Origin of the sequence: Vibrio sp. CCB-PB317 (assembly GCF_022808245.1) — a bacterium.
In the GTDB taxonomy this organism is placed as follows: domain Bacteria; phylum Pseudomonadota; class Gammaproteobacteria; order Enterobacterales; family Vibrionaceae; genus Vibrio; species Vibrio diabolicus.
In genome coordinates, this window is the sequence record NZ_JALGNU010000002.1 from 133,418 (window position 1) to 146,422 (window position 13,005).

Consider the following 13,005-nt stretch of genomic DNA (forward strand, 5'->3'; position numbering starts at 1 on the left):
GTAAATGGCTTTGAAAACGTCTGAATTAAACGCGAAATTATTTGGCAAAACGAATAAACGTCGTGTTGTGACTCCACAAGAGGCGCAAACCGCGGCAAAAGAAAAAGCTCAAACGATTGAGCTAGCTGTCGCAGGTGAAAACATTGTTCAGTTTGAACTTGTTCGTATTCCTGCAGAGAAAGTCGCGACAGAAACAACGGTGTTTGTTGATAACGCTCGTGAGCAATCGTTCTTAAACGAACATGCTTTATCTGATGTTTTAGTCACACTCAAAGAGCGTGGCCAACAATATCCAGCGGTGGGTCGTAGAACTAAAGATGGCAAGATTGAAGTTTTAGATGGTAGCCGTCGTCGCATGTCTTGTATCCTCGCGGAGCAAGATTTTTTGGTTTATGTTGCTGACAACATCAATACTGACCATGCAAAGTTTTTGTCTGATGTGGCAAATGCTCACAAGCCGCTCTCTTTGTACGAAAAAGGTAAAGAGATGCAGGCTAAACTAGATAGTGGTGAAGCTGAAGATCAGAAAGCATTGGCGAAAATGTTCCAGTGCAGTGAAGCGTTAGTAAGTGGCGCTTTAAAAGCGGCGGCATTACCGTTAGAACTGCTTCAAGCGTATCCCAATGTCGGCGATCTTGGTCGTCCAACTATCGTGAAACTGCACAAACAGTTTTCAACGTTGACGCCAGAGCAGCAGCAAGAGCTGTTAGATAAGTGTCGCTCTAGCGAAGGCTTTTTATGGCAGCGAAGCACAGCTCAAGGCGTTGCTCGTCTGACAAAAGAAGTCACGGAAAGCATCGAAAACTGGATTGCTGAGCTTGCACCAGCAAAACCTGGCAAGAAGACCGAAAAAGTCGACTTAGTAAAAGGTCGAGCAAGCTACAGCCGAAAAGGTAGCAGTCTGGCGTTGAACTTGAAGAAAGTTGACGACAGCTTGATGGAAGAGATTCTTGCCTTTGTGCAAAACAAGCTGCAATAACAAAAGATGATTGAATCAACCGCCCCCGGGCGGTTTTTTTATATCTGAGAAGCGTCAAATTAAAGATGTGATACCATTGCGTCAGTTCAACGTTGGATAGACAAAATGCAGACACAATCTGATTTCCTTTCATCACTTCAACAACAAGCTCACCAATCTTTCCAAAGATTCGGCATCGTCATTCAAGGCGAGTCTTCTTGGCAAGATGCATTGGTGTCAGAGTTCCATAAAACACAGATGTATCAACGTTGGTTTTGTGTCGGCGATTTTGGTTTGGAAAACGCATACAGTGTTTCGCCTAAACAAGGGCACATGTTGTTAGGCAGAGAGTGTGACGTTCTATTGTTTGATGCTCGAAATGGTTTTGACGCAAATAGCTTTACCGCCGCGCTTGGTTCATTGGTTGGCGGTGGTCTTCTTATTGTCATTACTGAGTCGCGACAACCTACGAATTTTGCTCAGCAATGGATGCACAAACAATGGGAGAAGCTCGTTGTTATTGAGCAAGACAAAGCATTGCCAACGGCTCCAGACATCAAGCAAGCAGAAAAAGAAAGCCACTACACGGAACAAGAACATGCTATTTCTCTAATTGAAAAGGTGGTAACTGGACATCGAAAGCGACCGTTAGTTTTGACCGCTGATCGTGGGCGCGGAAAAACAAGTGCCCTCGGCATTGCGTGTGCGAACTTATTACAGCAGAAGCCACTTAGAATCTTAATTACGGCACCATCTATAAAAGCTGTTGAGCCTGTTTACCAACATGCTTTGCGGTTACTTCCTAATGCGCAGCGTATTAGGAAGGACAGATTAGAATCAGGGCAGGGAGCCATTCAATTTATTGCTCCTGACGAACTTCTATCGAGCCGACCTGAATGTGATTTGTTACTTGTCGATGAAGCGGCTGCAATTCCAGTTCCTATGCTCAAAAGCATTACTGAACATTATCATCGACTCGTTTTTTCTACGACTGTTCATGGCTATGAAGGTTGTGGTCGGGGCTTTACGATTAAATTTGTTGATTGGCTTCAGAAACAGCGTTCGGGAATGAAAACATGGCACATGACACAGCCCATCCGTTGGAGTATGAATGATGCGCTCGAATCATGGCTCTATGACGCGTTTTTGTTGGATGCGGAGTTAACGCACCATCAACTTAAACAGGTCGACTCAATTTCCCTTTCTAAAGCCGATAAGAACGATTTGATATCGCAGCCTAGTTTGCTGCGTGAGTGCTTCGCTCTTTTGGTGAATGCTCATTATCAGACCTCTCCGAATGATTTGATTCACCTTTTGCAAGACGACAACAGTCAGCTCTATTTTGCTAAGCAAGATAATGCGGTTGTGGGGGTAATATTAGCGGTCGAAGAGGGTGGGCTTGACGCAGAATTGGTTGAAGAAATTCAGCTTGGTAAGCGTCGTCCTAAAGGACACTTAGCCCCAATTACGATTGCAAACCACCTTGGATTCCCCAATGTTGCGAAGCTATCGACGCTGCGAGTCATGAGAATTGCTGTTCATCCGGAATTGCAAGGAAGAGGCATCGGTCAAAAAATGCTGCAGCAACTTGATCAAATGGCGGCTAAACACATTGCTTACTTATCCACGAGTTTCGGTGCGACGGAAGAGTTGGTCCATTTCTGGCTACAATCGAACTTCCGTGCAATTCGCTTAGGGTCAATGCGCGATGCTGCTAGCGGTTGTTATTCAGTCTTGATGGTCAAACCTTGTGATTCCCAACAGACGGCTTGGGTCGACCAATCTCAGGCGCTATTTGAAGAAATGTTGTCTAACAATGTGGCTGACGTCTATCCAAAATTAGAAGCCTCTATTTTTCGAGCTCTATTATCGCAACCTTTGGGAATGAGTCCACTTCATCCCGCTAAGTTATTACTAATTGAATGCTATGCTGATGGTGGTAACAGTTATGAGTCCGTGTCTGCTTGGCTTCAGCAGTGGTTACTTAACTTAGGTTTGAACTCCGCTTCCGACTTGATGATCAGTAAGCTTTTTCTTAACCGTAGTTGGACTGAATGTGCTCAGCAATTTGGGCTACCTGGAAGAAAGCAAGTTGAGCAGCAGCTAAGGGACGAAGTAAAGCACATTTGGAACGATTTACACTGTAAACAATAAAGGGAAATTTACACTGTAAATGAAATTATTGGGAGCTGATTTTACACTGTAAATCCAGCTCCTTTTTGTTTGAGCGTGTATTTTGATTGAGCTTTAGGTTAAATCGAGTTCTCTCTTAATATCCTGTTTAACCGTTATTGATGGATTACTTTCTTTAGTGACGTGAGCCCTATAATAAGAAATGCGAGGTTTGTTCAGAAAACGGATTTGGTTAGACTGAAAGTGTTGATGGGAAGCAAAGTGGTAAGGGTATGTGGAAGCTGTGTCTTGAGTTATCTGAAGATAAGACCAAGGTGATAGCCCGTCTTCCGGGGGAAGTGGATCTCGGTGGTGAGCTAAATCAAAATGAATTAAACGAGCAGCTCGTCGCAATGAACGCTGAAAAGATGTTTGTTGTTGAGGGGGAAGTCGTGAGATTCATTAACTGCGCCAAAGAACGTAAAGCCGAAGCTTACGAAGGCATCGTCATTGCGGAAAAACGCAACGCGCAAGTTGAGGTTGAATTATCGAATAATGACATGCTCGCCAGTATGAACGTTGTCGGCGCGTACGGAGGCCGAGGTTTACGTGGCCCCGAGATTGTTCAAGCCCTTGCTCAAGCGCGAGTTTCGAAAGGCATCAACAAACTGGCTTTGAAGAAAGTGTTGGTTGTCAGCACTCAGCTCAAACCCGGCGAAACTTTTTCTCAACCTGTAGCGGTTGGTAAGCAACCTATCAAAGGCAAAGACGCTCTTTTTACTCCTCTCGTTAAAGACATCACCAAACGTATCCTCAAACCCAAAGACGGCCAATCTGCTAGCGACAAAATTGATTTACGTAACCTCGGTGAAACTATCGCGGTTGACGTAGGCGATGAGGTGATGCGCCGCACGCCTGCGACCAAAGGTACGCCAGGTTTTACTGTTCAAGGGCGAGTGATTCCTCCACAAGCTGGAAAAGACAGCCCAATTAAGCCAGGCAAGGGCACCGAGATAAGCAAGCACGACCCAAACCTATTGATTGCATCGGTATCCGGTACACCTCTGATTAAAGACAAAACCATTGAAGTTGATAACGCACTTTGCCTCAATAGCGTTGGTGTGAATACAGGCCACGTGAAATTCAAAGGGAATGTGATTATCGGTGGCAACATTGAATCTGGCATGATTGTTAAAGCGACGGGCTCTATTACTGTAGGCGGCTTCATTGAATCGGCTGACGTACAAGCGCAAGACGACATTCAAGTTGGTAAAGGTATCATTGGCCACACCGTGAGTGATGGCCAGCCAAAAAGTTGTCACGTCAAAGCCAAAGGTTCGATTCGTGCCAGCTACGCCCAATATTGTGATTTGCAAGCCGGCGAAGATATTGAGTTGGCGGTGCACAGCATGAATAACGATATTGTTTGTGGGCGCAATCTGACGGTGCTGGATGCGAACGGTAGGAACGGCACGCTCAGCGGCGGAGATGCAAAAGTCGGTGACAAAGTGGTGTGCTTACAATTGGGCGTAGAAGGCGACACCGCCACTAAGGTAGAAGCGTTCGCGCGCTATTCTGCATTTAAGGAGCGATTAGCAGAGCTCAAAGATCAATATAAACGCGCTCAAGAAGGAACGATGGATGTGATTCGTAAAGAACTCGAATTTAAGAAACGTCCTAAAGCCGAACGTACCGACGAAGAACAAGCTCAGATTGATGTGATGAAAACACAAAACAACGAGCAGCTTGAAGCGATAAAGCAAAAGTTAGAACAAACGGAACATGACTTTGAAGTCGCGTTAGAAGAAAATATTGTCGAAGCCAAAGAGCATGTCTTCACTCGTGTGACGGTGCTGTTTGGCGACGAGCAAGTAACGACAAAGCGTACTCATGGCGGTTGTTCGTTCCGTTTCAATCAATACGAAATTCAAGTCTCGGCGAACTTGGAAGATGAGGACGTCGCTGCGGTTTAAGCTTTCTTACTTACTGAGCCCACATGTCGAAACAAGATGTGTGGGCTTTTGTTTAACTAAAAATCGACAATGTGCTCTTGATAGTAGTCCGCAAGCGCACCGACTTGGCTGCTACACATTACTTTCATTGCTTGTTTAATGTGTTCTATTGGCCAGTTCCACCATTGGATATTGAGTAGAGTTTCAATCTCTTTATCGCTAAATCGTTGACGTACGACTTGGTTGTTTCCAACCACCACCGAATAAGGTTGGATGTCTTTCGTCACTAGGGCGCGTGCTCCGATGACTGCTCCATCGCCGATGTTTACTCCGGGCATGATCATCGCCTCACTGCCAATCCAAACATCGTTCCCCACCACCGTGTCTCCGGCACGCTCGAAACCGTCTTGTACGCCTTCTCCAAATTCTTCAGGAGAGAAGGGGAAGGTCGAAATCCAGTCAATGCGATGACCTTGATTTCCTGCCATCATGAAGGTGGCTCCAGAAGCGATGGAACAAAACTTGCCAATGATTAATTTGTCGATGCTATCGGGTTCCCTACTTTGCCATTCTTGAAGTGTGACGGGGTCACCCAACAAGTAGCGTACCGCTTGCTCTTCGAAGCTTTTTTGATGATAGAAGCCCGAGTAATAGCTGTAATCGCCAACATTGATATTGGGATTAGTGATGTGATCTTTAATGATTTGACCTTTTAACCACGTGTCGAAAACACTCATAACTCATCCTTTCAAATTTAGGTTGTACAGAGTTTAGATGCTTTCTATTATTTCCAGTAGTTTGATTTTAGAGATTCAGAATTACTGTATGGAAATAAAATGGCTCAGCTACGTACCACTTTACGTCGCTTTGTGCGAGGAGCGAAGTATTGCTGGCGCGGCAAAGCGCCTGAATTGTTCGAATGCGCATGTAAGTCGGCAACTTAAACAGCTTGAAGAGATATTGTCGGTGCAGCTTATTCAGCGAACTACGCGCCAGTTTAATTTGACCTACGATGGTTTGCGGTTTTATCAGCAGGTAAAGCAACTGCTCGAAGGCGCTGAGCAGATCAATGAGCAAGTCATGGCAAACGAGATCGTATCGGGAAAATTGAGAATAGCGGCGTCTGCTTCTTTTGGAGCCGCGTTACTCAGCCAAACATTGATCGAGTTTCGATTGCAACATCCACAAGTGAGCGTCGAAGTGATCTTCACAGAGACACCTCTCGACTTGATTGAGGCTGGGTTTGATATCGCATTCTACTTTACCGATACTCCTCCAGAGGGATACGTCGGCCATCAGCTACGCACTTTACAATGTAAACCGATCGCTCATCGCTCGTATTTAGCTGATAAACCAAATGTAAGTACGCCAGAGGAGCTTTGCGACTTGGAGCACATCCTTTATAAAAGTCGTGACTTGGGGTTAGACAAGTGGACGTTTACGCATAAGCAAACTCAACAGCAGTGCAGCATTGAGTTAGAAAGTACGCTGAGTTTTAATCTTGTCCAGTCCATGTTGGATGCTACTTTGGCTGGCTGTGGTGTAGCCATGTTAGATGAATTTGCACTGGCCGAACTCGAACCTGCACAAAAAGAACAACTCGTGAGTTTGCTGCCAGATTGGCAAACGGATGCGATTTTGCCGCTTTATCTGCTTTACCCAAAACGTGAGCACTTACCAAGAAGAACGCGAGCGTTCATTGATCACTTTAGGAACATATATTCTGTCGGCGAATAGCGACAGCAAACTTAGTAACAATAGAGGAAGCAAAGGAATGCGAAAACACTGTATTGCGATTGGTGGTGGTGGCTGGATGATGGGAGAGAATCCGAGCCCGCTCGATCAATACATTTTGTCTTTGTCTGGTAAGAAGAATCCAAACATTTGTTTTCTACCGACAGCCACGGGAGACGCCGATGAAGTTATTGAACGTTTTTACAATGCGAAGCTTAGTGAAAACGTAACTCATTTTCCGCTGTTTAAGTTTGATGCTGGTTGGAAAGAAACGCTATTTGAACAAGACATCATTTACGTCGGTGGCGGTAATACGCGTTCGATGTTGGCCATTTGGCGCGAATGGGGAATCGATAGAATACTCAAGCAGTGTTATGAACAAGGCATTATCATTTGTGGCATGAGCGCTGGTGCAATTTGTTGGTTTGAGTTTGCGGTGACAGACAGTGATCCCGAAGCATACCAAGTTATGCGTTGTCTTGGATTAATTGACGGTTTGGCTGCGGCGCATTTTTCTCATGTAGGTGAGAAGTTCGAGGTTTTCCAAGCCTTTGCTCGTTCTCAACCGAGCATCACTTGTTATGGCATTCACGATTATGCGGCATTGCACTTTGTTGATGGAAAATTGTTAGCTACTGTCACCAGCTTTCCTGATGCAGGCGTGTTGGTCAAAACAGGTAACGAAGAAAATATATTACGAGGGTGAGCTTCTTCAAATCAGCATTAAAGGCAATAACTACTGACCGGACACAGAAGAAGCTCATTGGATTCAGCTAACTGACATTAAGTATCGCGCTTACAGCTCGTAACGCAGACCTAAGTGGTAGTAGCTTTCGTCTGCGTGCGCACCGCCAAACGAGACTTCTTGTCCATTGCTGTAGCCACGCGAGCCGTTACGATCAACGTAGTTTGTGTAGATAGAAGAACGAGGCGTCAGTTTGTATTGCACTTCTAGCGTTGTATCTTTCAGCTCTAGCTCGTCACCCTCACTGTTTTCTAAAGAACGATAACCAGCACGCAGTGCCCATTTGTCATTTACACTGTAAACCGCCGTCAGTTCCATCACTTTGTCGGTACTAGTTTGTGAGTAATAGCCCTCTAGTTCATCTTCCGAGTACAACGCACCCAACATCAAATCACCTAAGTAGTAACGCGTACCTGCGCCCCAGAATGTGTAATCGGTGTCGTTGCTTTCACGTGCATCACCTTTATTTTTCTGCATCGCTACCACTGGTGCCAAGGTACCCAAATTCCCCATGTCTAGCGTATAACGCAGTGCAGCGTTGTAACCGTAGTCAAGCTCAGAAGTGTTGTTTCCTAAAATGTACGCGACAGAAAAGTCGAAATTACCTAGGCTATTTTGGTATTGCAGCGTGCCATCTTGACGGAAAACTTGCGTCGCGGTTTTGTCTACTTTATTCGCTTGGCGCGCCATAGAAACATCGGAAGAGGCGAACACATCACCAATATCGGTAAACATAATCAATCCAGATGCCACGCGACCACCAGTAATGCGACCATAATCTTTCGCATCAATACCCGCCCACACATAACGTGCGGTCAGAGACGGTTTGTCGTTTACTTGGTTTGCGTATTCAGCGGCACCCACTTGGTATTGCGCTTGGCCGATGATCGACGCGTACTCGTTGATGGTTTGTGAACCGTTTAAACCAATACGGCCATCAAACTCGCCATTTGCATCGCCATGCTCATCATTTTTACTGGTGACATTGAAACCAAGACGAGAGTAAATATTTAAAACTGACCCATCTTCTGCTTGATACAGCTGCGCTGCCATTGCGTTTGATGCCATCAATGTTGGGAGAAGTAGAGTCAAAATGTGCTTTTTCATGATTAACGACCTTTCATTTCTATTGTTTTAGGTACGACAAAGCCCCTTCCGAGTAACGGAATAAGAAAAATTGTCGTGAAGTAGAGAGAGGGTGCGCCCTTGTTTGCCAAGGGCGCGAGCTAGTCCATTCCTATAGGGGAAGAATGATTTAGCTTAAATCGACGTCTTTGCAGCCAAAGAAGTAAGTCGCGAGGAAGCCAACGATGTAAGAGATAAGCAGGCCAGCAACAAACACCATCATGCCCGGGAAGATGCCATTTTCTGATGTCATGAGAGGAATCGCCACGATACCGGACGGGCCAAACACCGTATTAAGACCAATTGGCAAGCCAAGGTAAGAAACTAAGCCGATAAAGAAGCCGCCCGCAGCACCACCAATACAAGCGGTAACGAATGGTTTTACGCGTGGTAATGTCACGCCGTAAATCAATGGTTCGCCAATGCCTAGAAGACCCGGAATAATAGCTCCTTTAACTTGAGTGCGCAGTAGAGCGTCTCTTTTTGCTTTGAAATACAGTGCCATTGACGCGCCAACCTGACCGCCACCAGCCATCGCCAGGATAGGGAATAGCGAGTTAAAGCCCTGTGCTTCCATCAATGCAAAGTACACTGGAACAAAACCCTGGTGGATGCCAAATACCACAGAAATTAAGAACAAACCTGCCAAGATTGCAGCGCCTAATGGGTTATCGTTCAAGTTGAGGAACAACCAAGACATCCCTTTAAACAGCTCGCCGCCGATTGGCATGATGATCAAGAAGGTTACCGCACCCATGATCAACAGAGTGATAACGGACGTTAAGATCATGTCCAGATCATCTGGCATGTATTGACGAACCTTACGCTCGACTTGCGCACCGATGATCGCCGCCAAAAGTACGCCGATAATGTTGCCGCGCGGATCAATCGCAAAGCCGAAAAACTCGTTCATGCCAGAGTAAATGCCGGATGTAGCCTCTGGGTTGTAACCCAGCACAAACAAAGAGGCGAGAATGGCACCATTAACACCAGAGCCGCCAAACGCTTGCTGCGCGTTGTAACCAATCAGAATACTTAAGAAAGCAAACAGACCCTTACCAAAGACTTTCATGTAGGCGATCAAATCCAACATAAACTGGCTTGGTGTCTGGTCGAGAACAAACATCTGTTCCAATAACGTCGCAAAACCTAGCAACAAACCAGCGGCAATAAAGCCAGGGATCAACGGCGTAAAGATGGTAGCAAACTTGCTTAAAAAACGCTGAACCGCACTGGTTTGCTTACTCTTCATCTGTTTTTTCTGCTCGGCCGCGACGGCAGAAAGATCTTGTTGCGGCATATCTGGTTCTTCACTGTCACCAGAGGTTAAGCTGTCGATCAATTGATTCATCATCTCAGCCGCTTGTTGAGCTTTTCCGGGACCGAGAATGATCTGAAACTGCTCATCGCTTTCCACCACACCCATTACGCCGGGAATTTGCTTGATAACAGACTGGTCAGCCAAGCCATTGTTGGCGAGCGATAAACGCAAACGCGTCATACAGTTACCACATTTGCTTACGTTGCTGCTGCCACCCACTGCGGACAGCAACTGCGATACTGTGTTTGAAGTTATTTTTGCCATAGGGTCTATCCTTCAGAACTCGGATTATTTAGTTATTATTTAGTGCTGCGCGAATAAAACCGTTGTGCGCGGCGAGGCGTGATTTGGCTTGTTCGGCATCCAAATCGGCCAAAATCATTAAGATGGCAGTTTTGCAGTGTCGATCGCAGGCATTTAATGCTCGCTCTGCTTCTTCTTTTGATGCGCCGGTTGCTTCGACAACAATGTTGGTTTGGCGTTGGATGAGCTTGGCGTTGGTGGCCTCTACATCCACCATTAAGTTGCCAAATACCTTACCGCTACGAATCATTGCACCTGTCGTGAGCATGTTTAACACCAGTTTTTGTGCGGTGCCGGCTTTCATGCGAGAAGAGCCAGTGACAACCTCTGCGCCAACAATCGGCAGAATCGCGATGTCGGCCGCTTTTGCCATGGCACATTCTGGATTACAGGCGATAGATGCGGTCGTAGCTCCGATGGATTTAGCGTACTCCAAACCACCTAGTACATAAGGTGTACGGCCACTCGCTGCAATGCCTACAACCACGTCATGGCTGGTGAGGTGAAGCGCTTTTAAGTCGTCTTGACCCATTTTCGCGTCGTCTTCGGCGTTTTCTACCGCTTTCAAAATCGCTTGGTGTCCACCAGCAATTAAGCCAATCACCATGTCTGGATGCGTGCCGTAGGTAGGAGGACACTCGCTCGCATCAAGAATTCCTAAGCGGCCTGATGTGCCAGCTCCCATGTAAACCAAACGGCCACCATTGGCGAACGCTTGAGTAATTGCATCAACCGTCTTTGCAATTTGTGGTAGCACTGCTTTGACCGCGAGCGCGACTTTTTGATCCTCTTCATTAATGACTTGCAGCATCTCGATGGTCGAAAGCGTATCAATCTCTGCACTGGCTGGATTACGGCTTTCTGTCACCAATCGGCTTAAATCAATTTTCATGTTTTACACTCTTCGTAATGTTCAATCTGAGGGCGATTCTATGGAATAAAATATTCTGTTTTGGTGATAAAAATCACACTTGAGGTTATTCTTTGTGCAGGAGAAATTTGGAATAATGAGAGAAAATATATGTCCATTACATCCGGTATAAACTGGCTTGGTTAGAATAATCATGGAGTTAAATCAAACTCCAATTATTTTTGTTTTGGAATAATTTATTTAAATTTTTTGAGGTTTTTGTTGTGTCAGTTATCAATAAGATAGTCGCGAGGCGTACTCAGCTTTCGCAAAGTGGTCGTTTGGTCGGCGATTGGATTGTTGAAAACGCAGAAAAGGCGGCGCTGCTCACTAGCCAAGAACTTGCGGCGCAAGTAAAAGTGAGTCAATCGAGCATTGTAAAATTTACTCAGCGTATTGGCTTTAAAGGCTACAGCGAGTTTAAGTTAGCTCTGAATGAAGAGATTGGCCGTAAGCATGCGATGCAGTCGACACCGTTGCACAGTGATATTTTGGCTGACGACCCCATTGCGGTTATTTCACAAAAGCTGGTGAAAGCAAAAACAGATGCTATGTTTCAAACCACCAATGCGCTGTCTTATGAAGCTTGTCACCAAGCGGTGAAATGGTTGAGTGAAGCGCGTCGAGTGCAAGTGGTCGGGATTGGGGGCTCAGCCCTGACCGCGAAGGATTTAAGCTTTAAACTGCTTAAACTCGGTATTACGGCGCTTTCTGAACAAGACAGCCACGTGCAGATTGCTGTTGCTCGTACCCTCTCTTCAGAAGATGTGCAGATCGCGATTTCGTATTCGGGCGAACGCAAAGAAATTCTCGTCGCGGCAGAAGCGGCAAAAGAGCAGGGCGCGAAGGTGATTGCGTTATCTGCTCCTGGGAGAAGTCGCTTGCGCGGTATTGCCGATATTACGTTTGATACGATTGCCAATGAAACGGAACATCGCAGCTCATCCATTGCTTCACGCACCGCGCAAAACGTGATCACCGATTTGCTGTTTATCATCTTGGTTCAGCAAAGAGACGAAAGTGCACGTCAGTTGATCAGCGATATCAGTACCGACATCAAACAGATCCTCACATGAGCGCTTAACCAACAGCGAACTAAAGATCCGGATCGTGCATCAGTAAAGCAATAAAAGCGGATAGATGCTTTTCAATGGTGAGATCGGCAGAAATTGCCGGTAACTCCAACGTGATGCAAGGTAAATCACGTTCACTACACCAAGTGCCGAATGAGCCGGGTGTTTCGTAGTCGACATCGTCCACGATTGGCAGCTGAAACTGCTCGCCGAGCCATTTGGCAAGGTTGGAATGTTTGGGATCATCCACAAACGCAAGCGGTTCATGAAATGACACCACAAACTTTGGCTTGCGCAGTTCAATCAAGTTAATTAATGCGCTAACTTCAGGCTCTAGTTGGTTTTTAGTGCCAGTTTTCACCTTTACGTCTCGAACGGGTGTGTGAGAGCTCCATCGATACACGGTGCCATGCTCAGTCCAATTTTGGGTTGGAAACGCGCGATTGAGATCCACTTGGTTTGCATTTGCACGTGTGCCTAGCTGGTTGCCGTCAGGATTCATTGACAGAATCACATCATGTCGTAAGTTTTCAGCAGGCAAGCTTCTTAGCGCGCAGGACAAACCTGCAATTGAGGCCGTCTCATCCCCGTGAGTGCCTGCCAAAATCAAACCTCGCGAAGCACTTTCGACTTGAGCCGGAAAATACAGTAATGGCGCACCAAGCACGGATTGACCGTATATTGTTGGCCGAATTAAAAATGCCGCTCTTTCCGTTCTTGGAATTAGACTCACCGTAATCTCCTGATTGATGAAGTAGTATCAATATCTAAG

General features: G+C 46.0%; 11 protein-coding genes. 6 read left to right on the forward strand and 5 right to left on the reverse strand.

Translation table 11 applies throughout. The features are described 5' to 3' along the window. Positions 1–4 precede the first annotated feature (4 nt). The 3 genes from MTR11_RS09810 to MTR11_RS09820 all read left to right on the forward strand — a co-directional run bounded on the left by MTR11_RS09810 (position 5) and on the right by MTR11_RS09820 (position 5,043). Positions 5–979, forward strand: coding sequence for a ParB/RepB/Spo0J family partition protein (locus MTR11_RS09810; RefSeq protein WP_006740903.1), 975 nt, complete (start codon positions 5–7; stop codon positions 977–979). A gap of 105 nt (positions 980–1,084) precedes the next feature. Beyond that, positions 1,085–3,112, forward strand: a complete 2,028-nt coding sequence (locus MTR11_RS09815) for a tRNA(Met) cytidine acetyltransferase TmcA (RefSeq protein ID WP_243327412.1) — start codon at positions 1,085–1,087, stop codon at positions 3,110–3,112. A gap of 251 nt (positions 3,113–3,363) precedes the next feature. Further along, positions 3,364–5,043, forward strand: coding sequence for a DUF342 domain-containing protein (locus MTR11_RS09820; protein WP_243327413.1), 1,680 nt, complete (start codon positions 3,364–3,366; stop codon positions 5,041–5,043). Between the two features lie 56 nt (positions 5,044–5,099). On the opposite strand, the gene catC is transcribed toward MTR11_RS09820, so the two are convergent. Beyond that, complete coding sequence (catC, locus tag MTR11_RS09825; RefSeq protein ID WP_243327414.1) at positions 5,100–5,759, reverse strand: CatB-related O-acetyltransferase; 660 nt, start codon at positions 5,757–5,759, stop codon at positions 5,100–5,102. 88 nt (positions 5,760–5,847) lie between these two features. On the opposite strand from catC, the gene MTR11_RS09830 reads away from it, so the two are divergent. Continuing rightward, positions 5,848–6,759, forward strand: coding sequence for a LysR family transcriptional regulator (locus MTR11_RS09830; RefSeq protein ID WP_243327415.1), 912 nt, complete (start codon positions 5,848–5,850; stop codon positions 6,757–6,759). Positions 6,760–6,796: 37 nt separating this feature from the next. Beyond that, on the forward strand, positions 6,797–7,462 hold the full coding sequence (locus MTR11_RS09835) for a peptidase E (RefSeq protein ID WP_243327416.1): 666 nt from the start codon (positions 6,797–6,799) through the stop codon (positions 7,460–7,462). Between the two features lie 90 nt (positions 7,463–7,552). Here the strand turns inward: MTR11_RS09835 and MTR11_RS09840 are convergent, their stop codons facing one another. The 3 genes from MTR11_RS09840 to murQ all read right to left on the reverse strand — a co-directional run bounded on the left by MTR11_RS09840 (position 7,553) and on the right by murQ (position 11,142). After that, a complete protein-coding gene (locus tag MTR11_RS09840) occupies positions 7,553–8,608 on the reverse strand; it encodes a porin (protein ID WP_015313726.1) in 1,056 nt (351 codons plus the stop codon). 148 nt (positions 8,609–8,756) lie between these two features. Then, entirely contained in the window at positions 8,757–10,211 is a 1,455-nt protein-coding gene (gene murP, locus MTR11_RS09845; protein ID WP_243327417.1) for a PTS N-acetylmuramic acid transporter subunit IIBC, read from the reverse strand. Between the two features lie 28 nt (positions 10,212–10,239). Continuing rightward, entirely contained in the window at positions 10,240–11,142 is a 903-nt protein-coding gene (gene murQ, locus MTR11_RS09850; RefSeq protein WP_193253019.1) for an N-acetylmuramic acid 6-phosphate etherase, read from the reverse strand. A 242-nt stretch (positions 11,143–11,384) separates the two neighbouring features. Between murQ and MTR11_RS09855 the strand changes: the two genes are divergently transcribed. After that, positions 11,385–12,236: an SIS domain-containing protein gene (locus MTR11_RS09855; protein WP_021452841.1), complete on the forward strand. Its 852-nt coding sequence runs from the start codon at positions 11,385–11,387 to the stop codon at positions 12,234–12,236. A gap of 19 nt (positions 12,237–12,255) precedes the next feature. On the opposite strand, the gene mpaA is transcribed toward MTR11_RS09855, so the two are convergent. Continuing rightward, the gene (mpaA, locus tag MTR11_RS09860; RefSeq protein ID WP_243327418.1) at positions 12,256–12,966 is read right to left on the reverse strand and encodes a murein tripeptide amidase MpaA; all 711 of its coding nucleotides are present in this window, start codon (positions 12,964–12,966) and stop codon (positions 12,256–12,258) included. Positions 12,967–13,005: the final 39 nt, after the last annotated feature.

What these genes read in the sequence shown, in the direction of transcription:
- MTR11_RS09810 (WP_006740903.1), top strand. Translation starts at nt 5, where the DNA reads ATGGCTTTGAAAACGTCTGAATTAAACGCGAAATTATTTGGCAAAACG.
- MTR11_RS09815 (WP_243327412.1), top strand. Translation starts at nt 1,085, where the DNA reads ATGCAGACACAATCTGATTTCCTTTCATCACTTCAACAACAAGCTCAC.
- MTR11_RS09820 (WP_243327413.1), top strand. Translation starts at nt 3,364, where the DNA reads ATGTGGAAGCTGTGTCTTGAGTTATCTGAAGATAAGACCAAGGTGATA.
- catC (WP_243327414.1), bottom strand. Translation starts at nt 5,759, where the DNA reads ATGAGTGTTTTCGACACGTGGTTAAAAGGTCAAATCATTAAAGATCAC.
- MTR11_RS09830 (WP_243327415.1), top strand. Translation starts at nt 5,848, where the DNA reads ATGGAAATAAAATGGCTCAGCTACGTACCACTTTACGTCGCTTTGTGC.
- MTR11_RS09835 (WP_243327416.1), top strand. Translation starts at nt 6,797, where the DNA reads ATGCGAAAACACTGTATTGCGATTGGTGGTGGTGGCTGGATGATGGGA.
- MTR11_RS09840 (WP_015313726.1), bottom strand. Translation starts at nt 8,608, where the DNA reads ATGAAAAAGCACATTTTGACTCTACTTCTCCCAACATTGATGGCATCA.
- murP (WP_243327417.1), bottom strand. Translation starts at nt 10,211, where the DNA reads ATGGCAAAAATAACTTCAAACACAGTATCGCAGTTGCTGTCCGCAGTG.
- murQ (WP_193253019.1), bottom strand. Translation starts at nt 11,142, where the DNA reads ATGAAAATTGATTTAAGCCGATTGGTGACAGAAAGCCGTAATCCAGCC.